Source organism: Actinoplanes sp. NPDC000266, from assembly GCF_042899005.1.
Classification (GTDB): domain Bacteria; phylum Actinomycetota; class Actinomycetes; order Mycobacteriales; family Micromonosporaceae; genus Actinoplanes.
In genome coordinates, this window is record NZ_JBIAZI010000019.1 from 101664 (window position 1) to 122122 (window position 20459).

The window sequence follows — 20459 nt, forward strand, 5'->3', positions numbered from 1 at the left end:
AGACCAATCTAGGGGCATTGGCCCTCCCCTGGCGAGACCCCGATCGCGACGATCGGTCGTATGAGCGCGATGACCGCCCTGATCGACAGCACAGTCCGCTACGACCTGGCCGAGAGCACCTGCCCGCCGCTGCGCTTCACCGACGACGACCTGAAGGGCCTGGCCGACCTCCCGCTCGGCTACGGCACCACCCGCGGCGACCTGGCACTGCGCACGCTGATCGCCGACAGCACGGGCGTGACCAGCGACGACGTGCTGATCACGGTGGGCGCCATCCACGCCATGTCCCTCCTGCCGGCCAAACGCGTGCTCCTCGTCGGCCCCTGCTTCCCGCCCGCGCGCTCATTCCCCGAGTCCCGCGGCGCCCGCGTCGACATCGTCAGCGCCCGCTTCGACGAGGCGTACCGCCTGCCCCTCGACCGCATCGAAGCCGCGCTCGACCCGGCCACCGATCTGGTCTCGCTGGCCTCACCCCAAAACCCTTCCGGTGTACGCGTCGAAGCACGCGACCTGGAAGCTCTCACCGGCCTCGTGGCCCGCCGCGCTCCCCGCTGCCGCATCCTGATCGACGAGACCTACCGCGAGTCCGTCTACGGCGACGCCCCGGTCCCGCCCTCGGCGGCGGCCCTCTCTCCGGCCGTCGTCACGTGCTCCTCGGTCTCCAAGGCGCACGGTGCTCCCGGCCTGCGCCTGGGCTGGCTGACCACCACCGACCCCGAGTTGTACGAGCAGGCCCGCACGGCCAAGTTCGAGACCACCATCGCCTGCTCCACGATCGACGAGCACCTGGCCACCCGGGTCCTGCAGCGGGGCACCACGAGCGGCCCGTTCCTGCGCGAGGCCCTGGACCTGCTCCTGGCCTGGGCGGCCGACAATCCGGTCGAGATCGTCACCCCTGACGGCGGCCCCCTGTGCTGCCTGCGCCTGCCGGCCGGCCTGGACGTGGCGAAGTTCCACGCCACCCTCCGCGAGGCGGACACCCGGGTGGCCCCCGGCGCCTGGTTCGGCGAGGACGACCACATCGTCCGCGTCGGCTTCGGCCACCTCACCCTCCCCGACCTGGGGCGGGCCCTGTCGAATGTCGCCGCCGCGCTCAGCGGCCAGGACCGGCGACGCTGACGCCGGCCCGGGGGCGGGGCAGGATGGGGGCATGGATTCCCGGCTTCGTGGCGCTGTCGACGCGAGTGTGTGCTGGTACGAGGACCTCTGTGCCCTGCACGGGGTCGGCTCGATGCTGGACGGCGGGCTGTGGAGCGCTCTCGGCCCGCCGCCGCCCCTGCACTCCGACGCGGTCGTCGTCGAACCCGAGGTGGGCGCCGACCAGGTGCTCGCCCGCCTCGACGGCCGGGAGCACGGCGGGGTCAAGGACAGCTTCGCGACGATGGACCTGACCGGCGCGGGTATGAACCTGCTGTTCTCGGCTACGTGGATCCACCGGGAAGCCCGGACGGAGTGGCGCCGCGCGGCGCCCGCCGGCTGGACCGCGGTCACCGCCGCGGGCGAGCTGGCCGAGTGGACGGGCCGGCACGACACGCGGGAGGTGCTGCTGCCACCGCTGCTGCGGCGCGCGCATTTCCGCGTTCTCGGCCGCCGTGTCGACGGCCATCTCGTCGCGGGCGCGGTCGCCCGGCTCGGCAGCGGCGCGGTCGACGTGTCCAACGTGTGGGCCGTGCCGGGACATCGCGTCGACTGGGCGGAGCTGGCCGAAGCCGTCGGCGTGTACTTCCCGGGCCGTCCGCTGGTCGGCTACGAACGCGGGGAGGCGCTCGCCGCCGCGCTGGACGGCGGCTTCGAGCCCGTGGGCGACCTGAGAGTGTGGGTCCGCTGATGGTTCTCGCCCGCTTCGCCGGCATCCGGCCGGCCGCGGTGGTGCGCTGCGCCGGGCCGGCCGAGGTGGCCGCCGCCATCGCCGAAGCCCAGGACAAAGGGCTTTCCTTGGCCGTACGAGGCGGCGGGCACTGCTTCGCCGGAAGGTCCAGCACCGACGGCCTGCTGATCGACCTCGGCCCGATGACCGGCGTACGGACCGACGGCGACCGGGCCGTGATCGGCGGCGGCACGCTGCTGGCCGAGGTGTACGACGCGCTGGCCGCGCACGGCCGGACCCTGGCCGCCGGGTGCGGCCCGACGGTCGGCGTCGCCGGCCTGACCCTGGGCGGCGGCCTGGGCATCCTCGGCCGCCGGTACGGCCTGACCTGCGACAGCCTGGTGGCCGCGACGATGGTGCGGGCCGACGGTCAGGTGGTCGAGGCCGACGACGATCTGCTGTGGCTGCTCCGCGGCGGGGGCGCCCCCGGCGTGGTGATCTCGCTGACCTTCCGGACCGTGCCCGCCCCCGACTCGACCGCCTTCCGGCTCACCTTCCCGGCGGCCGCCGCCGCGACCGTGCTCGACGCCTGGCAGCACCTGCTGCCAAATCTGGACGAGGCCGTGGCACCGAGCCTGGTGATCACCGCGCCGCCCGCCCCGGAGCGGCCGCCCACGGTGACCGTCTTCGGCGCCGCGCCCGATCACGCGGCGGTGGACGCCCTGATCCGGCGTCTGGGCGCGGCGGCGACGACCGACGAACGGCAGCACGGCACCCACCGGGCCACCAAGCGCTGGCTCGCCGGCGAGGACAGGCCCGACGACCGATCCGCCTATCCGAGGTCGGAGTATTTCCGCGGGCCCGTCCCGTCCATCGAACTGCTCACCCGCCTGCTCGCCGACCGGCGCCCCGGCGAGGAGCGGGAGCTCGACTTCACGCCGTGGGGTGGCGCGTACAACCGGGTGCCGGCCACCGCCACGGCCTTCCCCCACCGAGACGCCCGTTTCCTGCTCAAACAGACCGCCACAGTGGCCGCGAACGATCACCCCAGCGGGTGGTTGGACGACTCGTACGAGCTGACCCACCCGTCCGGCACCGGCGGCGCGTACCCGAACTTCCCCGTGCCCGGCCTGCCCGACAAGGCCTACTACCTGGCCAACACCGCCCGTGTGCGGCATTTGCGAGCACGCAACGACCCGTCGGGCGTGTTCAACCGGCCCTGACCAGCAGGGTGCGGTAGTGGGAGAGTGCACTCATGGGCATCGAGTTCGGCAGGCCGAAGCACCCCGAGCCCGGGTCGACGCCGGAACACCGGCCTCCCGCCCCGGGAGTCCACCGGTCGGTTCACTCCGCATGGGCCGCTGAATATGTGACGAACCGCTACGAGGCCTCCACCGAGGACCACTGCCCGATCGCGGACGGGCTTCGAGAGTTCCGTGAGAATGTCGCCGAGCAGGCCGCGTGGAGTGCCGCCCGGCATTTCGCCGGTGCGGTCACGCCCGGCGCCGGGATGATGGTCGGGGCGTCCTACCTCGCGATCACGGCCGTCGCGGCGGCGACTGGCGCCGGCGCCGGGCGGAGTTTCCTGGTCATGATTCCCGCGCCCGCTCCGGCAACGGAACTCACCTTCTCGGTCGGAGTGTGGCCGGCGGCCGACTCGTTCGAGGTGCGGTTCCGGGTCGACCTGATGGCGCATCGGTACGTCGACGAGGTGGTCTTCCGACCGCGCGCGTTATGTCTCAGGCCGTGAAGCGGCTTGAACCCAGGATCTTCTTGATGTCGACCTCGATGACGACGCGCTGGGGGTTGGGGCGCGGCGTTCGGTAGCGGACCGCGTAGCGCTTCTCGGCTTCGGTCACCGCGCCGGGGTCGTCGCGGACCACGGCCAGGCCCTCGACCGTGCTCCAGCGCGGGCCCTCGACCTGGCAGATCGCCACCCTCGTCTGGCCGTTCCGGACGTGGCGCACGTGGGCCGACGTCGAGGACGAGATGACCCGGGCCAGGCCCGACGCCGGGTCGAGGGTGGCGCCGACCGCGACCACGTGCGGGGAGCCGTCCGCCCGCAGGGTGGTCAGCGTGCACAGGTGACGCTCGGTCCAGAAGTCCAGCAGTTCCTGGTTGTCCAGGGACACTCGGCCGCTCAACGATGGTCCTCTCACACTGTCTCGGCCGGGAGCCGGCCCTGTCGTACGGCGGCGGACAGCGCCGCGTGGTCGCTCTCCACCTGGTCGGCGTAGGCGCGGGAGAAGCGGCAGAGCGCCTCGGCCAGTTTGCCGCTGCCGCCTATGTACCCGGCGATCATCGAGGCGCCACTGGTGCGGGCGTGTGATTTCGCCAGCAGATAGCCGCAGATGCCGGCGTAGTCGGCCAGGGCGCCCGCGTCGATGCCCTCGACCACGATCGCGCCCTTCATGTCGCGGAACTGCCGTACGTAGAACTGGGTGTCGCCGACCGTCGTCCAGCCCAGCAGCGGGTCCGACACCGTCTGCAGGGCCTGCTGATATTCGACCACCCGCTGGCCCTGGTGGCGGTGCCAGGCCGAGTCGCCGTGCTGGTGGCGGGCGATGACCGAGCGGCGGGCCTGCTTGAGCTGGAGGAACACCACGTCGTCGGAGCTGCTTCCTTCGCAGAGGGCCACGTACGCCCGCAGGCCCACCGAGCCCACCCCGACCACCTTGTGCGCGATGTCGACGATGCGATATCCGGCCAGGATGCGCGCCCAGTGCGGCGGCAGCGTGTTCAGATAGCCGTCCAGCGCCTCGGCCAGCTGGTCGCGTTCCTGGTCGCTGGGGCGGGTGATCAGCGGCGGCTCCTCGACCAGCTTGGCCGTGCCGTCGCGGCGCTCGGTGAAGCGGGGCAGCGCGCGGTCGCTCGTGCGGCGGCGGGCGCGGCGGGCCGCCCGTTCGATCTCGTCGCGGAAACTGGCCCGGGTGGCCGCCGAGCGCAGCTTGTCGACGTCGAGCTGGTCGAAGGAGCGGGCCAGCAGCGGCTGCTCGGCCAGGTGGGCGATCTGCACCTGATATTCCTCGACGCAGTGCTCGACCGCGTCGGCGCAGGCGCCCTCGCGGAAGCCGTTCTGCCGGCCGGCCACGTAGACGCTCACCGCCAGCCGGCGCAGGTCCCACTCCCACGCCCCGGGGTGGGCCTCGTCGAAGTCGTTGAGGTCGAAGACCAGCTCCCGCTCGGGCGACGCGTAGAAGCCGAAGTTGCCCAGGTGGGCGTCGCCGCAGATGACCGGCGTGATGCCGGTGGACGGCAGCCCCGCGAAGTCGTCGGCCATCACGTTGGCCGAGCCGCGCAGGTAGGCGTACGGCGAAGAGATCATCCGCCCCACCCGGACCGGGACGAGCCACGGCTGACGGCCCAGGTTGGCCTCGATGATCTGCTCGACCGGGTCGGCCCGGCCCGGCGGCGGCGTCCAGAAGGCCATCTCCGAACGGTGCGCCCGTTCGCGCAGCGAGCGGCCCAGCTCGTACCGCTCGGCGCGCGGGCGAGCCGAGCGCCGCAGCGAGACGAAGCCGTCGTCCTGTCCCACGTCCACCACGACGTGCCCGTTACCTTGTTGCATCACGGGCCAGCCTAGAGGGGGAGGGAATCGCACACTCACCCAGCACAACTCGTCCGGGCGACGGGAAAGTGTCGTACACCTAAACGTCCGAGGAATCAGCGTGCCGATGTCAGCCCGAAGGAGGACGGGGAGACGTCCGGGAAGACCTGCGACAGTGAGCCGACGCCGCAGCGTTTCTGCAGGATCTCCCCGATCACGGAGCGATAGTCGGTGGTGGCGGCCAGGTCACCGGCGACCAGCGCGCCGGGCGAAAGACCGGGCCACTTCGTGAAGACCTTTCCCCCTCGTACGCCTCCGCCCAGCACCAGCATGGCGTTGCCGTGCCCGTGGTCGACGCCGTGCGAGCCGTTCTCGGCCACCCGGCGGCCGAACTCGCTGATCGTCAGCAGGGTCACCGACGCCATGCCCTCGGGGCCGAGGTCGGCCGCGAACGCGGCCAGGGCCAGGGCCAGCTCGTTGAGGTTGTCGTACATCCGCTGGCCCTTGACCCCGGTGCCGAGCCCCTCGTGCATGTCCCAGTCGCCGCAGTCGACGGTGGCCGTGGCCAGGCCCACCTTCGCCTTGATCAGGCGGGCCACGTCGCGCAGCGCCGTGCCCAGCTCGGTCGCCGGATAGGCCGCCCCGTTGGCCGGCGTGTAGGTGGCGCCCCGCAGCGAGGCGGTGGCGGTCAGCGCCTGGTCGGCGGCGAGCGCCTGACCGGCCTGCAGGGCGGGCGCGTCGGCGTACATGGCCCGCAGCGCGGCCGCCCGCGGGCGCTTGGCCGAGTCACCGGCCAGGGTGAAGCCGTCGATCGAGGCCATCGAGACGTCTTGGCCGGGACCCGCGTACAACCGGTGTGGCATGGCATTGCCGACCGAGACCCCGGCCAGCGGTCCGGACGCGCCGGTGACGCCGAGCATCCGGTCGAGCCAGCCGGTGCGGATCGAGGTGCCGGGCGCGGCGTTCTCCATCGCGTCCATGGCCGCGAAGTGCGAGCGGGTCGGGTTGGGCTGCCCGACGGCGTGCACCGCGGCCAGCTTGCCGCTCTGCCAGTGCGGCAGCAGCGGGGCCAGCGCCGGGCTCAGGCCGAAGGTGCCGTCGCCGGCGATGACCTGGCTCTTGGGCACGCCGATGGACGGCCGCGCCTTGTAGTAGTCGGCGTCGCCGATCGGGACGATGGCCGACAGCCCGTCGAACCCGCCGCGCAGCGACAGCACGACCAGCGTGTCGCCGCTGTAACCGGGCGCGGCGTACGCCATCTTGGTGGAGATCCCGGCGGCGGCGACGCCGGCCAGGGCGCCCCCGAGGACGGTGCGGCGGCTGACCTGCTTCTCGCGGCAGTCGAAGGAGAACATCGGCTTCACCTCAGCTGGAAGGACGGCGAGTCGAGGACCAGGGCGATCAGGTACGGCGCGTGGCCCGCAAGCGACTTGTCGGACGCGGTCAGAGGACTGGTCGGCAGCTTGCCCGCGACACTGAGCACGGCGGCCGTGTGCGCGGCCGGGAGCTTGGACCCGATGAGCCGTACGGCCAGCGCGTCGACCAGAGCGCCGTAGGTCTTGGGCAGCGTGGGCACGAGGGACTTGAGCAGGTCGGCGGGGCGGGTGAGCTGGCTGGGGTACCAGCCGGCGGCCAGGTTGAGGTGGTTGTTGCACCTGAGCAGGAAGCCGGACGGCGACGACCAGGCCACGGCCACGTCGGGATAGCCGTTGGGCGGGGCCCAGCGGAACGGGGCGTTGCCCGCGTTGACGGCCGCGTTGTACAGCGCGTCGAGCGCCTTGACGCCGGAGGCCTCCGGGCCGAGCCCGAGCGCCCGGATCGTGGCGATCAGGTCCTCGAACGGGGTGCGGACCTTGGCCCCGATCGAGGCCACGAACTCGGGCGAGGTGAACAGGGCGCGCAGCACCGGCACGATGGCGGTGTCGTTGTCGAGGTAGACCTTGACCAGCTTGGTCACCAGCGAGGCCGGTGCCTCGTCGGCCACGAAGCGCTGGCACAGCTTGACGGCCAGGCGCTGCGCGGTGGCCGGGTGCTTGGCCAGGTGGTCGGCGAAGGCCAGGGCGGCCGCCTCGCCGCCGCCGGCGGTCGCGTTGGCGTGCTTGAAGCCGAGGATCTCGACGGCGCCGGTGACGTGCTTGGCGCCGTCGTAGACGTAGCCGCCGGACGCGGTGACGGTCAGGCCGGTGAGCAGGCGGGCGCCGGCCTGCACGTCGGCCTCGGAGTAGATCAGGCCGACGGTGTGCAGCTCCATCAGCTCACGGGCGTAGTTCTCGTTCGGGTTGGCCTTGGTCGAGCTGCGGTTGTCGAGGAAGGTGAGCATGGCCGGGTGGCGCATGGACGCCTTGAGCATGTCGGCGAACCGGCCGAAGGCGTGCTTGCGCAGCACCTGGGTGTCGTAGTCGGAGCGGCTGTCCCAGACGCCGCTGGAGGGCGCGGCGACGTGCAGGTGGTTGGCCCAGAAGGCGACCGTGCTCTCGAACAGCTGCCGCTCGCTCCACGCGGCGCGGGCCACGGCGGCCCGGCCGAGCTGCTTGAACGCGTCGTACGAGTTCTTGGGCAGCTTGGCCCGCACGGTGGCGATGGAGGCGCCGGCCAGCGGCAGCCGGGCGAGCAGGGCATCGCAGGCGGCGTCGTTGATGTTCGAGGGGCTGAGCTGCCGGTCGAGCCAGCCCGCGGCGCCCAGCTTGCGGGCCTCGGCCAGCGAGGCCGCGGTCGGGCCGAAGGTGGCGCGGCGCAGAAGGTGGGCGATCTGGTCGGCGGAGATCAGGTCATTCGCTGGAGCCGCGCTCGCCGGAGCAGCGGCGACAACAGCGACTGCGGTGGCGGCACCGGCGGCGAGAAGCGTGCGTCGGGTCGTCATGCCAGGCCCTTCGGCCCGTACGGCCGCGGGAGTCGCGCCTGCAACCGTGACTAACGCACCCGCAATCCGCCCGCACCCGTACCGCGCGGCACGAGTCGGACGTACGCTCAGGCCTGTGGATCAGGCTGAATCGGTACGCACCCCGTCCTCCTGGGTCGTCGTCGGTCTCGACAACGGCGGGACCTGCAACAACGCCACCGTGCTGGATGCCACGGGGCAATATCTGGTCGACAACCTCGTGGAAAATCCGAGCTTGGTGACCGAGGGCCCCGAGTCGGCCATCGAGGCGCTGGCCGAGGCCTTCCACAACATCCTCGAACTGACCAGCACCCCGCTGACCCTGGTCCGCGCGGTCGGGCTGGACACGCCGGGCCCGGCCAGCGCCACCGGCGTGATCTCGTCGAAGGGCTCGACCAACTTCAATCAGAAGTCGTGGCACGGCTTCGACATCCGGGGCGCCCTGGAGGCCCGCATCGGCCTGCCGGTGTTCTACGCGAACGACGCGAACGCCGCGGCTCTGTACGCGCACTACCGCCTGTTCGGCGACGAGGCGGCCACGAAATCGTCGGTGGCGGCGATCGTCGGCACCGGCCTGGGCGGCGGCGTGGTCGAGAACGGCAAGGTGGTCAGCGGAGCGGCCGGCATGGCGGGCGAGCTCGGCCACGTGCAGATCCCCCTGCACGGCGTGCTCGAGGACGGCCAGCCGGTGCCGCAGTGCAACTGCGGCTTCGAGGGCGACGTGGAGAGCCTGGCCTCGCTGACCGGCATCAAGAAGAACCTGCTGCCGTACTGGCTGACGAAGTTCCCCGACCACCCCCTGGCGGCGGAGCCGATCCCCAAGGCGGCCAAGCTGCTGCGCGGCTACGGCGAGAAGGACGACCCGCTCGCGCTGGCGGTGTTCGGCCAGCAGGCGAAGGCGATCGGCAAGCTGTTCACGATCGCCGCCAACTTCACCGACCCCGACGCGTACCTGCTCGGCGGCGGCGTGGTCGAGGCCGCGCCGCGCTTCCGGCAGTGGTTCCTGAACGCCGTGCGCGAGAGCACCGAGCTGCGAGCCGAACAGCAGGCGGCCGCCCAGTTCGCCCTCGTGGCCGACCTCGACATGGCCGGCGCGCGCGGTGCGGCGGTGGCCGCGCTCGAGTCCGTACGGCAGACGTTAGCCTGACGCCCGGCCGAGTTCGGCGGCGGTGACGGCGGCCCGGCCCCGCAGCCAGTCCGCCAGGCCGGTGGCGCCGCCGCGCAGAGCGGCGTCCAGCGGGGTCGCCCTTTCCCATCCGGGAAGCCAGTTGATGTCGGCCCCGTGCTCGAGCAGGAACGCGCAGGCCTGCTGCCGGCCGCCATGGCAGGCGCTCCAGAACCCCGCGTTGATCTCATCCGCTTCCGGCGCCGTCGCCCCGGCGAAGTACCCGCGCAGCCGGTCCATCAGCCCCAGCGCCGCGGCGTGGCCCAGGCTGGTCCGCGCGCCGCGCTCGACCAGCCGCCGCGCGGCCCGCCACTGCGCGAACGCGGTCGCGTCGTCCAGCGGTGTGCCTCCGGCGATCACCGCGCCGGTCGCGTCGATGTCGGCGCCCGCGTCGAGCAGCGCGTCGAGCACCGCGACGTCGTCGTTGCTGGCCGCCCAGTGCAGCGGCGTCTCGGTGTGCGGCCCGGTGAACCGGGCGTTCACGTCGGCACCCGCGGCGATCAGCGCGGCCACGGTCGCCGCGCCGTTCGGACGGTGACCCGGCCAGTCGGCCACCACGTGCAGCAGGGTGCGTGACATCCCGCCGTCATGGTCACCGAGCCGGGCCGTCGCCAGCCGGGGCTGCTCGGCCAGCAGCCGCTGGAGAGCCGTCACATCACCGGCGTGGACAGCGCTGACCGCGGCGACCGCCAGCGGGTCATCGGTGTCGAGGACGAGTTCCACACCGTCACTCTAGAGGCGACGGTTTGTAGAGCCTGTTAAGCATTATCGACATGCATAGATATTGATGGTCGTCTTCAGTAACGTCCTGGATGCCATCCGTGACGGGGGTCATGGATGCGCTGAAGGGGGAACTGAATGCGACGAAGCATCGCTGCCCTGTCCGCGACCGCGCTCGGCCTGGCGCTCATCACGCCGGGCGCGGCCCAAGCCGAACCGAAATCCGACGAGCTGTCCGCGGCCGACAAGGCCTCGCTGGCGGTCGGCATCGGCGTCGTGCCCAAGGCGCCGTACGGCTCCAAGCCCAAGGGTGTGAACCCGTACCTGGCCGAGGTGACCGACGCCGCCAAGGTCGACTACTCGGGCTGGGCCAACTACATGAAGACCCAGTCCAAGGCCAAGCAGTCCCAGCGCGTCAAGTCCCTCGCCGCTTCCTCGGCCAAGGCCGCCACCCCGGCCGTGGTGGTCGACGAGGACGAGCTCGACGGCACGTCCGGCGGGAACGACATCCCGGTCAACGCCCAGCGGATCAACGGCTACGGCACGGGATCCGGGCAGTACCCGAACATCCGCATCCTCGGCAGCCTCGACAACGAGGTCGTGTCCACGCCGACGGTGGCCGCCCCGCCCGAGGACAACGGCGCGATCCCGCTGGCCGGCGCCACCGGTATCGGGTCCGGCCGCAGCGGCGCGGTCATCGAGTCGCAGATCGGTGACGGTCCGCACGGCCGGCAGACCGGCGACGGCAGCAACGACTTCGATTTCTACAAGCTCACCGCCCCGGCCGGGAAGGTGCTGACCATCACGACCGCCACCCCGGCCGGACCGCTGGACACCGTGCTCCAGTTGTTCGCCCCGGACGGCACCGTGCTGGCCGTCAACGACGACTTCACCGGGATCGACAGCCGGATCAGCTACCGGGTCACCACCGGCGGCGATTTCTACCTGGCGGTCTCCGCGTACGGCGGCCTGCCGGCCGACCCGTTCGACTCGGGCAGCGGCGGCGGCATCGGCGACCCGACCCCGCCGACCGAGGGGCCGTACACCCTGACGCTGACCTCGGGCGGCGTCGACCAGGACTTCTTCGCGGTCAAGCTGAGGGCCGGCGACATCATCGGCGGATCGGTGAAGGGCTCGGCCACCTATCTGACCGTGTACGACACCGTGCCGCGCGAGGTGCACGGCTCCGACCAGGACGCGTCGTACATCTACCCGGTCGACTCGCCGCTGCCGGCCGGCGGCAACGCCGTCACCGACTACGTGGCGACCAAGGCGGGCTGGCACTACATCGGCGTGGCCAGCGGTTCCGGGGCGTACGACATCACGGTCGAGGCGTACCGCCCGGTGCTGCAGGGCGCCAAGCCTGTGCAGACGCTGTACCTGGACTTCGACGGGGCCCGGGTCAACACCGGCGTCTTCGGCGGGCCCGGCAACCGCGACCTGACCGCGTTCTCGGCCTTCCTGACCAGCTGGGGCCTGACCCGCGCCGACGAGGACGCGGTGATCGACGCCGTGGTCGCCGGGGTCACCGAGAACATCAAGACCGACCTCGAGCAGAGCGGCCTCAACAGCCGCTTCAAGATCAAGATTGCCAACAGCAAGGACAACGCCGACGTCTGGGGCAAGGCGAACGTCAGCCGCGTCGTGGTCGGCGGCACCATCGAGGAGTCGGGCGTCGACACGATCGGCATCGCGCAGAGCATCGACCCCGGCAACTTCGAGACCGAGGAGACCGCGCTCGTGCTGCTCGACGTGCTCAGCGCGCCCGGCACCGACTCGGCGGCCTCGCTGAACCGCTACCTCACGCCGCAGAGCGACCGGATCCGCTTCGTCGCCCAGGCGCTGAGCAACGTGATCTCGCACGAGGCCGGGCACTTCTTCGGCGACTTCCACACCGACAACCAGGACGCCGTCCCGAACCTTCAGGACGCGGGCGGCACCGGCTTCGCCACCCTGTTCGGCGTGGGCCCGGACGGCGTCGGCGGCACCGCGGACGACATCGACGTCGACTTCGGCGAGGACGCCTTCCTGCCCGCCGAGGGCTTCACCGGCACCGAGGACACCTTGGGCCGCATCGTCTTCGGCGTCACCAGCTAGTCGTACGGATGGAGGCCGTCACTCCTTGAGGGCGGCCTCCACATCCGGATAGAGCGCGAGGTAGTCCGTCAGGCCCAAGGTGTCGAACAGGCGCCTGAGGAAACCGGACGGGGCGGCCAGCCGCACCCAGCCGTCGCGCTCGGAGGCGCGGGCGTGCGCGTTCACCAGCACGCCGACCCCCATGGAGTCGCAGAAGTCGAGGCCGGCCACGTCGACCACGACCCGGGGCGCGGGGCGTTCGACGAGCCGGGTGAGGTTCGCCTTGAGTGCGGGCGCGGTGTCGATGTCGAGGGAACCGCGCAGGACGAGCACGGCCGTGTTCGGGGGGTAGTGCGCGACCGAGACCTGCATGGGGGGTGTCGCTTTCCGGTGGGGCTTCGATGGAGTTCTCAGCCTAGGGGAGGCGGGCCGCAATGGCCGAATCGGCTACCGGGCAGTAGCTTGTTGCCATGGCAAACAAGGGTGATGTCGTCGACGACTTCGAGCTCCCCGACCAGGACGGCACGCCGCGCCGGCTGAGCGCTCTGCTCGCCGACGGGCCCGTGGTCCTTTTCTTCTATCCCGCCGCTCTCAGCACCGGTTGCACCGCCGAGGCCTGCAACTTCCGCGACCTGGCGGCCGAGTTCCGCGACGCCGGCGCTCAGCGCGTGGGCATCAGCCGCGACGAGGTCGCGAAGCAGAAGCAGTTCTCGGACAAGCACGACTTCGACTACCCGCTGCTCAGCGACCCGTCCAACAGCGTCGCGGCGGCCCTTGGCGTCAAGCGCAGACTTCCGCTCGGCCCGCTGAGCACGAAGCGGATGACCTTCGTGATCGACACGGACCGGACGATCCTCGAAGTGATCCACTCCGAGACGAACATGAACGACCACGCTGTGCTGGCTTTGGCCGCGCTCCGCACGGCGGGAACTTCGCCCCAGAAGGCCGATGTCGAGGACACCGAAAATGGCTTCGGCTCCGCCTAGTCATTTTCGGCGCCCTCGACATCGACGGGCGAAGTTCGGTGCGTGGTTGCGCAGCGTCGAAAGTTCTGTTCGTGCTTGAGGTTGTCGGTCAGATGCTGTTCTTCCAGGCCCGGCCCGACCGGCCGATCAGGCGGTCGGCGTCGGCCGGGCCCCACGAGGCGGCCTCGTAGGTGGGGATCGGCGAGTGGTCGTTGGCCCAGTGCTCGATGATCGGGTCGACCACGCGCCACGACTGCTCGACCTCGTCGGCCCGGATGAAGAGCGTGGAGTCGCCGACCAGGGCGTCGAGCAGCAGCCGCTCGTACGCCTCGGGCGACTCCTCGGCGAACGTCTGCTCGTACGAGAAGTCCATGCTGGCCGTGCGGACCCGGAACGAGTGGCCCGGCACCTTGGCCCCGAAGCGCAGCGAGATGCCCTCGTTGGGCTGGATGCGCAGGATGAGCGCGTCGGCTTCGAGGTCGGTGAGCTGGTTGGCCGGGATCGGCAGGTGCGGCGGCCGCTGGAACTGCAGGGCGACCTCGGTCACGCGGGCCGGGAGGCGCTTGCCGGTGCGGACGTAGAACGGCACGCCGGCCCAGCGCCAGTTGTCGACGTTGAGCCGCATCGCCGCGTACGTCTCCGTGCGCGACAGCGGGTCGACGCCGGTCTCCTCGCGGTAGCCGGCCATCAGCTCCTCGCGGGTGCCGCCTCGCGTGTACTGGCCGCGGACGGCCAGGTCGGCGATGTCGCGGTTGGTGGGGAGCCGGATCGCCTGGAGCAGTTTCGCCTTCTCGTTGCGCAGGCCCTCGGCCTCGAACGACGCCGGCGGCTCCATCAGGGCCAGCGCGAGCACCTGGAGCACGTGGTTCTGCACGATGTCGCGCATGGCGCCCGCGTGCTCGTAGAAGCCGCCGCGGGTGCCGACGCCGAGCGTCTCGGCCACCGTGATCTGCACGTGGTCGACCCAGGAGCGGTCCCAGATGGGCTGGAAGATCGAGTTGGCGAAGCGCAGGGCCAGGACGTTCTGGACCGTGTCCTTGCCCAGGTAGTGGTCGATGCGGAAGACCTGGTTCTCGTCGAACGCGCTGTGCACGACGCCGTCGAGCTCGCGGGCGGTGGGCAGGTCGCGGCCGTACGGCTTCTCGATGACCAGCCGGGAGAAGGAGCCCTCGGGCGCGTGGTTGAGCCCGGCCCCGGCCAGCCCGTTGATGACCGGCTTGAACGCCTCGGCCGGGGTGGACAGGTAGAACAGGCGGTTACCGGAGGTGCCGCGGGTGGCGTCGAGCTCGTCGAGGGTCTCGGCCAGGCGCTTGTACGTCTCGGGGTCGTCGTACCCACCCGAGACATAACGGATGCCGCCGGCGAGCTGGGCCTTGTCGCTGAGCGTGCGCCCGTCGAGCGCGCTGGCGGCGAACTGCTCGTCCTCCATCGGCGTGCGGGCCACGCCGACCAGGGCGAACTCGCCGGGAAGGCGGTTGTGCCGGGCCAGGCTCTCCACGGCCGGGAGCAGCTTGCGCCGGGTCAGGTCGCCCGACGCGCCGAAGATCACCAGCGTGGCGGGCGGAGCGCTGCGCTCCTGGATGAGCTGAGGGACGTTGTCCATGATTCTGCGTGTCCTTCGACCGTCGGGACCTTCCGGGATGACCCTACGCAGAGTTGACCCCCCGCGGTTCAGATCCATCCCTCGATGCGACGCGGGATACAGCGACAAAAGTGGCAAAATAGGGTGAAGCATCCACCGAGGGGGATCCCGTGAAGTACCGGCTCGTGACCCGAAGCGATTTCGACGGCTTGGTCTGCGCGGTCCTGCTGCGCCACCTCGACATGATCGACGAGATCAAATTCGTACACCCGAAGGACGTCCAGGACGGCGAGGTCGAGGTCACCTCGGGCGACATCCTGACCAACCTGCCGTACGCCCCGGGCGCGCACATGGTCTTCGACCATCACCACTCCGAGACCCTGCGCAACGAGGGCAACCTGGCCAATCACGTGATCGACGCCGACGCGCCGTCGGCCGCCCGGGTCATCTACGAGCACTTCGGGGGCGCGCAGCGCTTTCCCAAGGTCTCCGACGACCTCATGAAGGCGGTCGACCAGGCCGACTCGGCGCACTACGAGCTCGACGACATTCTCCATCCCGAGGGCTGGACGCTGCTGAACTTCCTGATGGACAGCCGGACCGGCCTGGGGCGCTTCCGCGAGTTCCGGATCTCCAACTATCAGCTGATGATGCAGCTGATCGACGCCTGCATCGAGCATCAGGACGTCAACGAGATCCTGGCCCTGCCCGACGTGGCCGAGCGGGCCGAGCTCTTCCAGGCCCAGTACGACCTGTTCGTCGAGCAGCTGAAGCGGGTCAGCCACCTCGAGGGCGATGTGGTCGTGGTCGACCTGCGGGAGGAGGAGGTGATCCACGCCGGGAACCGGTTCATGGTGTACGCCCTGTTCCCGGAGTCGCGGGTCTCGATGCACATCATCTGGGGCCGGCAGAAGCTCAACACCGTCTTCGCCTGCGGGAAGTCGATCCTCGACCGCACCTCGCCGGTCGACGTGGGTGAGGTCATGCTGCGCTACGGCGGCGGCGGTCACGTGGCCGCCGGCACCTGCCAGGTGCCGCACGAGGACTCGGACCGGGTCCAGCAGGAGATCATCGACGCCCTGCGCAGTCCCCGAACCGTTTCAGTGTGAGACGTACTCGAGGGGTGGGAACTGTCGTCCCCACCCCTCGTCCGCGAGTCGCGAACCGTGCCCAACGGTCCCACTCGCCGGTCGTGCGCCGCGCCCCACGCGCGCCATCACGACGTTTTCCCGCGTCCACCATCGCGGGAGCCTGTGATCAGCCCTTGAAGGCCCACTTGCTGGAGCCGCCGGCCGTGACCGGCTCCTTCTCCTCTTCCTTGACCTCTTCCAGCTCGTCGTCGGGCTCGTCGTCGTCCTGCTCGGCCCGGTGCCGGCCGCGGAACATGACGACCGCCCCGCCCAGCAGCACGAGCCCGGCCACGACCCAGCCGCCGATCGACCAGATCGAGGGCCCGCGCTCGGCGTCGGCCACGGTCTGCGCGAACAGTTGCGCCTCGGCGTCGCTGCCGGTGCCGGTCGCCGTCGTACCCCCGCCGTGTGCGTTGTGCCCGGCCGGGGCACCTCCGGTGCCCGGCGTGAGCGTCAGGTCGGCCGGCGGCATCGAGGGTCCGGGCTTGCCGTTGCCGTACGTCGTCACGACCGTGAACCGCATCGACGAGAGGGTCGGCAGCGGCCCGATGGCCACGCGCACGTCGGTGCCCTGGCCGGGAGCGAGGTCCTTGCCGGGCATCGCGATCCAGGTGATCGAGGCGGCGGTCTCGGTGGCCTTGGTGTCGCCGTGGATGGTCGGCAACGGCGTCGAGAGGTCCCGCATCTCGATCTTCGGGCCCCAGTCGTCGACCGAGAGCGGATAGACCTCGGCCACCGGGGTGTCGTCCGGCAGCTTCAGCGTGATCGCGTGGATCGGCTGGTCGCCGGTGTTGGTGACGTGGAAGGTCAGGTTCTCGCCCTCGCCCTGCGGGGCGCTGGGGGGAGAGACCGTCACGTCGGCCAGGGCGGGTGCCGCGATGAGTACGCCGAACAGCGCGGCGGCGGTGGGGACGCCCGCGCGGCGGGCCAGGTGGAAGTGCCTCACAGGGGGTAGTTCGGATCACACGCCGGAAAGGTTCAACGAGTCCGGCAAAGTTTTCGGCACGGGGTGGACCATCATGAACGCATGCGTGACGTACCCATCGACGGCGACATGATCAGACTCGGACAGTTCCTCAAGCTCGCGGACCTCATCGACACCGGGGGAGAGGGCAAGGTCCTCATCGCCTCCGGCGACGTATCGGTGAACGGCGAGGTGGACACCCGCCGGGGCCGCCAGCTGCACCCGGGCGACGTCGTCTCGGTTCTCGGCGCCGAGGCCCGAGTGGCGTCGACATAGGACTAACGGCCTAGGTGTCGATGCCCGTTTATCCAACGGAACGTGACGAACGGTTGACATGGTGTCGATCTCAGGCATCTACTGAGGTCCGGTGTAACCGGCGTCACAGGGCGCCGAGCCTCGCTGGGGAGGCCTCATGTCAGGTAGGACCGTCCGCGCCCTGTTCGCCGCTTCCGCCGCCGCCCTCCTCGCCCTGAGCGGGTGCGCGGGCTGGGGCGGCGGGCCCGGCGGCGAAGGCCCGAACAGCATCAACGTCCTGATGGTGAACAACCCGCAGATGATCGACCTGCAGCGGCTCACCGCGGACCACTTCACCAAAGAGACCGGCATCAACGTCAACTTCACGGTGCTGCCCGAGAACGACGTCCGCGACAAGATCAGCCAGGAGTTCTCCAGCCAGGCCGGGCAGTACGACGTGGCCTCGCTCAGCAACTTCGAGATCCCGATCTACGCGAAGTCGAAGTGGATCGCCCCGCTCGACGACTACGTGGCCGCCGACACGGCGTTCAACCAGGCCGACATCCTCAAGCCGATGACGACCTCGCTGACCGCCGACGACGGCAAGCTCTACGGCGAGCCCTTCTACGGCGAGTCGTCGTTCCTGATGTTCCGCAAGGACGTGCTCGAGGCCCAGGGCGTACAGATGCCGGCCAATCCCACCTGGCAGCAGGTCGCCCAGATCGCCGCCCAGGTCGACAACAAGCAGCCCGGCATGCGCGGCATCTGCCTGCGCGGCCAGCCCGGCTGGGGCCAGATCTTCGCCCCGCTCACCACTGTCGTGAACACGTTCGGCGGCACCTGGTTCGAGAAGGACTGGACGGCCAAGGTCGACTCACCCGAGTTCACCGCGGCCACCAAGTTCTACGTCGACCTCGTCCGGGCGCACGGCGAGAACGGCGCCCCGCAGGCCGGCTTCACCGAGTGCCTGAACAACCTGGTCCAGGGCAACGTCGCCATGTGGTACGACGCCACGAGCGCCGCCGGCTCGCTCGAGGCCGACGACTCGCCGGTCAAAGGCAAGATCGGTTACGTCGCGGCTCCCGTCGAGAAGACCAGGTCGTCCGGTTGGCTCTACGCCTGGTCGTGGAGCATCCAGCAGGCCAGCGAGAAGAAGGACAACGCCTGGAAGTTCATTTCCTGGGCCTCCAGCAAGGAGTACGAGGAGCTCGTCGGCCAGCAGGTCGGGTGGTCCAGCGTGCCCGCCGGCAAGCGCGCCTCGACGTACGAGAACCAGGATTATCTGAAGGTGGCCTCGGCCTTCGCCGAGCCGACCAGGTCGGCCATCGAGAGCGCCGACCCGCGCAACCCCGGCGTGCAGCCGCGCCCGGCCATCGGCATCCAGTTCATCGACATCCCCGAGTTCACCGACCTGGGCACGCAGGTGTCGCAGTACGTGAGTTCGGCCATCGCCGGCCAGATGAGCGTGGAGGACGCGCTGAAACGCGGCCAGCGCCTGGCCGAGGACGTCTCCGAGCGTTACCAGTCACGGGAGGGATAGCCATGACTTCCGTAGCCGAGAAGTCGCGCGTCGGCACCGAGGGCCCACCCCCGTCCGGCGTCGCCCGCCGCACGTCGGCCTGGGCCCGCCGCGCCCCGCTGATGCCCGCCCTGATCTTCATGATCGTGGTGACCCAGCTGCCGTTCGTGGCCACCCTGGTCATCTCGTTCATGGACTGGAACGCGTACTACCCCGAGGAGCGCGGCTTCGCCGGCTTCGACAATTTCGTGCGCGTCTTCACCGACGTCAACATGCGCGACGCGGTCTGGACGACCATTTTGCTGACCGCTGGAGTCGTACTCATCAGCCTGGTCCTGGGTCTGGGCATCGCCCTGCTCCTGGACCGCAAGTTCCGGGGCCGGGGCGCGGTCCGCACGATGATGATCGCTCCGTTCCTGGTCGTGCCGGTGGCGGCGGCCCTGATCTGGAAGCACGCGCTCTACAACCCCGAGTACGGCCTGTTCAACGGCGCCCTGACCTGGATCTGGAGTCTGTTCGGCTCGGACAACCCACCGCAGCCCGACTGGATCAGCAACATGCCGTTGTGGGCGGTCATCTTCTCCCTGGTCTGGCAGTGGACCCCGTTCATGATGCTGATCCTGCTGGCCGGCCTGCAGGGCAGACCGCTGGACGTGATCGAGGCGGCCCGCATCGACGGCGCCAACAACTGGCAGATCTTCCGCAGCATGACATTGCCCCACCTGCGGCAATACCTGGAGCTGGGCGCGCTGCTGGGCTCGATCTACATCGTCCAGAACTTCGACGCCGTCTTCACGATCACCTCGGGCGGCCTGGGCACGGCCAACCTGCCGTACACGATCTACCAGATCTTCTACCAGGCCCACGACTACGGCCGGGCCTCCGCCGCCGCGGTCATCGTGGTCATCGGCACCATCATCATCGCGACGTTCGCCCTGCGCACGGTGTCGTCGCTGTTCAAGCAGGAGGCAGGCCGATGACCGCCGTCGCGACGGTTCCGGAGAAGAAGAAGGAGCGCGGCGGGGCCTGGCTGTCCCTGCTGGCCTGGATCGTCGGCATCCTGTTCGTCCTGCCGGTGGTCTGGATGGTGCTGACCTCGTTCCACTCCGAGGCGAACGCGGCCACCAACCCGCCGTCGGTCTTCGCCCCGCTGACGTTGGAGGGCTACCGGGAGTTCTTCTCCGGCGGCGCGTCGCCGTGGCCGCCGCTGCTGAACTCCTTGACCGCGAGCGTCCTGTCGACGGCGCTGGTGCTCCTGCTGGCCATTCCGGCGGCGTACGCCCTGTCCATCAAGCCGGTCCAGAAGTGGAGCGACGTCCTCTTCTTCTTCCTCTCCACCAAAATGCTCCCGGTGGTGGCCGGCCTGCTGCCGTTGTACCTGTTCGCCCAGAACACGGGCCTGCTCGACAACATCTGGCTGCTGATCCTGTTCTACACGTCGATGAACCTGCCGATCGCGGTGTGGATGATGCGCTCCTTCCTGTCCGAGGTCCCGGTCGAGATGCTCGAGGCGGCCCAGATGGACGGCGCCAACCTGATCAAGACCCTTCGCTCGGTCATCGCCCCGGTGGTGACCCCCGGCATCGCGGCCACGGCCCTGATCTGCTTCATCTTCAGCTGGAACGAGCTGCTGTTCGCCCGCGTGCTGACGGCGACGGTCGCCGAGACCGCCCCGGTCTTCCTGACCTCGTTCGTGACCAGCCAGGGCCTGTTCCTGGCCCAGTTGTGCGCGGCCGCTTTCGTGGTCTCCCTGCCGGTGCTGGTGGCCGGTTTCGCCGCCCAGGACAAACTGGTCCAGGGCTTGTCGCTGGGCTCGGTGAAGTAAAGCTTTCTCTCCGCCCCCTCAAGAAAGGTGGCCGGCCCGCTCAGCGG

Annotated in this window: 20 protein-coding genes; 12 read left to right on the plus strand and 8 right to left on the minus strand. The window is 70.3% G+C overall.

Annotated features, from left to right (window positions below; genetic code table 11):
• The first annotated feature begins 60 nt into the window (after positions 1-60).
• The 4 genes from ACFY36_RS48270 (at position 61) to ACFY36_RS48285 (ending at position 3557) form a co-directional block, all read left to right on the plus strand.
• Positions 61-1119, plus strand: a complete 1059-nt coding sequence (locus ACFY36_RS48270) for a pyridoxal phosphate-dependent aminotransferase (protein ID WP_499752665.1) — start codon at positions 61-63, stop codon at positions 1117-1119.
• Between the two features lie 31 nt (positions 1120-1150).
• Positions 1151-1828 (plus strand): hypothetical protein, encoded by a 678-nt coding sequence (locus ACFY36_RS48275; RefSeq protein WP_499752666.1) that lies wholly within the window; start codon positions 1151-1153, stop codon positions 1826-1828.
• Positions 1828-3030 carry an FAD-binding oxidoreductase gene (locus ACFY36_RS48280; RefSeq protein WP_499752667.1) on the plus strand — a complete coding sequence of 401 codons (1203 nt, stop codon included), beginning with the start codon at positions 1828-1830 and terminating at the stop codon, positions 3028-3030. Before ACFY36_RS48275 ends, ACFY36_RS48280 begins: the two co-directional genes overlap by 1 nt.
• A gap of 146 nt (positions 3031-3176) precedes the next feature.
• Positions 3177-3557 carry a hypothetical protein gene (locus tag ACFY36_RS48285; protein WP_499752668.1) on the plus strand — a complete coding sequence of 127 codons (381 nt, stop codon included), beginning with the start codon at positions 3177-3179 and terminating at the stop codon, positions 3555-3557.
• Here the strand turns inward: ACFY36_RS48285 and ACFY36_RS48290 are convergent.
• The 4 genes from ACFY36_RS48290 to ACFY36_RS48305 all read right to left on the minus strand — a co-directional run bounded on the left by ACFY36_RS48290 (position 3547) and on the right by ACFY36_RS48305 (position 8214).
• Positions 3547-3951 carry a TIGR03618 family F420-dependent PPOX class oxidoreductase gene (locus tag ACFY36_RS48290; RefSeq protein WP_499752669.1) on the minus strand — a complete coding sequence of 135 codons (405 nt, stop codon included), beginning with the start codon at positions 3949-3951 and terminating at the stop codon, positions 3547-3549. The two genes, ACFY36_RS48285 and ACFY36_RS48290, sit on opposite strands and share 11 nt — an antisense overlap.
• 11 nt (positions 3952-3962) lie before the next feature.
• Positions 3963-5375, minus strand: a complete 1413-nt coding sequence (locus ACFY36_RS48295) for a DUF2252 domain-containing protein (protein WP_499752670.1) — start codon at positions 5373-5375, stop codon at positions 3963-3965.
• Between the two features lie 95 nt (positions 5376-5470).
• Positions 5471-6709: a DUF1501 domain-containing protein gene (locus ACFY36_RS48300; RefSeq protein ID WP_499752671.1), complete on the minus strand. Its 1239-nt coding sequence runs from the start codon at positions 6707-6709 to the stop codon at positions 5471-5473.
• Positions 6710-6714: 5 nt separating this feature from the next.
• A complete protein-coding gene (locus ACFY36_RS48305; protein ID WP_499752672.1) occupies positions 6715-8214 on the minus strand; it encodes a DUF1800 domain-containing protein in 1500 nt (499 codons plus the stop codon).
• Positions 8215-8329: 115 nt separating this feature from the next.
• Here ACFY36_RS48305 and ACFY36_RS48310 point away from each other — a divergent pair, with 115 nt between their 5' ends.
• A complete protein-coding gene (locus ACFY36_RS48310; protein ID WP_499752673.1) occupies positions 8330-9379 on the plus strand; it encodes an ROK family protein in 1050 nt (349 codons plus the stop codon).
• Here the strand turns inward: ACFY36_RS48310 and ACFY36_RS48315 are convergent.
• Positions 9371-10120, minus strand: a complete 750-nt coding sequence (locus tag ACFY36_RS48315) for an ankyrin repeat domain-containing protein (RefSeq protein ID WP_499752674.1) — start codon at positions 10118-10120, stop codon at positions 9371-9373. The two genes, ACFY36_RS48310 and ACFY36_RS48315, sit on opposite strands and share 9 nt — an antisense overlap.
• Before the next feature lie 135 nt (positions 10121-10255).
• Between ACFY36_RS48315 and ACFY36_RS48320 the strand changes: the two genes are divergently transcribed.
• Positions 10256-12214, plus strand: a complete 1959-nt coding sequence (locus ACFY36_RS48320; protein ID WP_499752675.1) for a PPC domain-containing protein — start codon at positions 10256-10258, stop codon at positions 12212-12214.
• 18 nt (positions 12215-12232) lie between these two features.
• Here the strand turns inward: ACFY36_RS48320 and ACFY36_RS48325 are convergent, their stop codons facing one another.
• The gene (locus ACFY36_RS48325; protein WP_498687606.1) at positions 12233-12565 is read right to left on the minus strand and encodes an STAS domain-containing protein; all 333 of its coding nucleotides are present in this window, start codon (positions 12563-12565) and stop codon (positions 12233-12235) included.
• A 98-nt stretch (positions 12566-12663) separates the two neighbouring features.
• Between ACFY36_RS48325 and ACFY36_RS48330 the strand changes: the two genes are divergently transcribed.
• A complete protein-coding gene (locus ACFY36_RS48330; protein ID WP_499752676.1) occupies positions 12664-13179 on the plus strand; it encodes a peroxiredoxin in 516 nt (171 codons plus the stop codon).
• An 88-nt stretch (positions 13180-13267) separates the two neighbouring features.
• On the opposite strand, the gene zwf is transcribed toward ACFY36_RS48330, so the two are convergent.
• Positions 13268-14761 carry a glucose-6-phosphate dehydrogenase gene (zwf, locus tag ACFY36_RS48335; RefSeq protein WP_499752677.1) on the minus strand — a complete coding sequence of 498 codons (1494 nt, stop codon included), beginning with the start codon at positions 14759-14761 and terminating at the stop codon, positions 13268-13270.
• Between the two features lie 149 nt (positions 14762-14910).
• Here zwf and ACFY36_RS48340 point away from each other — a divergent pair, with 149 nt between their 5' ends.
• Entirely contained in the window at positions 14911-15849 is a 939-nt protein-coding gene (locus tag ACFY36_RS48340; RefSeq protein ID WP_499752678.1) for an exopolyphosphatase, read from the plus strand.
• Between the two features lie 148 nt (positions 15850-15997).
• Here ACFY36_RS48340 and ACFY36_RS48345 read toward each other — a convergent pair whose 3' ends face one another.
• Complete coding sequence (locus ACFY36_RS48345; protein WP_499752679.1) at positions 15998-16816, minus strand: DUF1775 domain-containing protein; 819 nt, start codon at positions 16814-16816, stop codon at positions 15998-16000.
• 81 nt (positions 16817-16897) lie between these two features.
• Here ACFY36_RS48345 and ACFY36_RS48350 point away from each other — a divergent pair, with 81 nt between their 5' ends.
• The 4 genes from ACFY36_RS48350 to ACFY36_RS48365 all read left to right on the plus strand — a co-directional run bounded on the left by ACFY36_RS48350 (position 16898) and on the right by ACFY36_RS48365 (position 20412).
• The gene (locus tag ACFY36_RS48350) at positions 16898-17110 is read left to right on the plus strand and encodes an RNA-binding S4 domain-containing protein (RefSeq protein WP_499752680.1); all 213 of its coding nucleotides are present in this window, start codon (positions 16898-16900) and stop codon (positions 17108-17110) included.
• Between the two features lie 136 nt (positions 17111-17246).
• Positions 17247-18608: an ABC transporter substrate-binding protein gene (locus tag ACFY36_RS48355; protein ID WP_499752681.1), complete on the plus strand. Its 1362-nt coding sequence runs from the start codon at positions 17247-17249 to the stop codon at positions 18606-18608.
• Positions 18609-18610: 2 nt separating this feature from the next.
• Positions 18611-19567, plus strand: a complete 957-nt coding sequence (locus ACFY36_RS48360) for a carbohydrate ABC transporter permease (RefSeq protein WP_499752682.1) — start codon at positions 18611-18613, stop codon at positions 19565-19567.
• The gene (locus ACFY36_RS48365) at positions 19564-20412 is read left to right on the plus strand and encodes a carbohydrate ABC transporter permease (RefSeq protein WP_499752683.1); all 849 of its coding nucleotides are present in this window, start codon (positions 19564-19566) and stop codon (positions 20410-20412) included. The genes ACFY36_RS48360 and ACFY36_RS48365 overlap by 4 nt, the downstream gene beginning before the upstream one ends.
• The last annotated feature ends 47 nt before the right edge of the window (positions 20413-20459 follow it).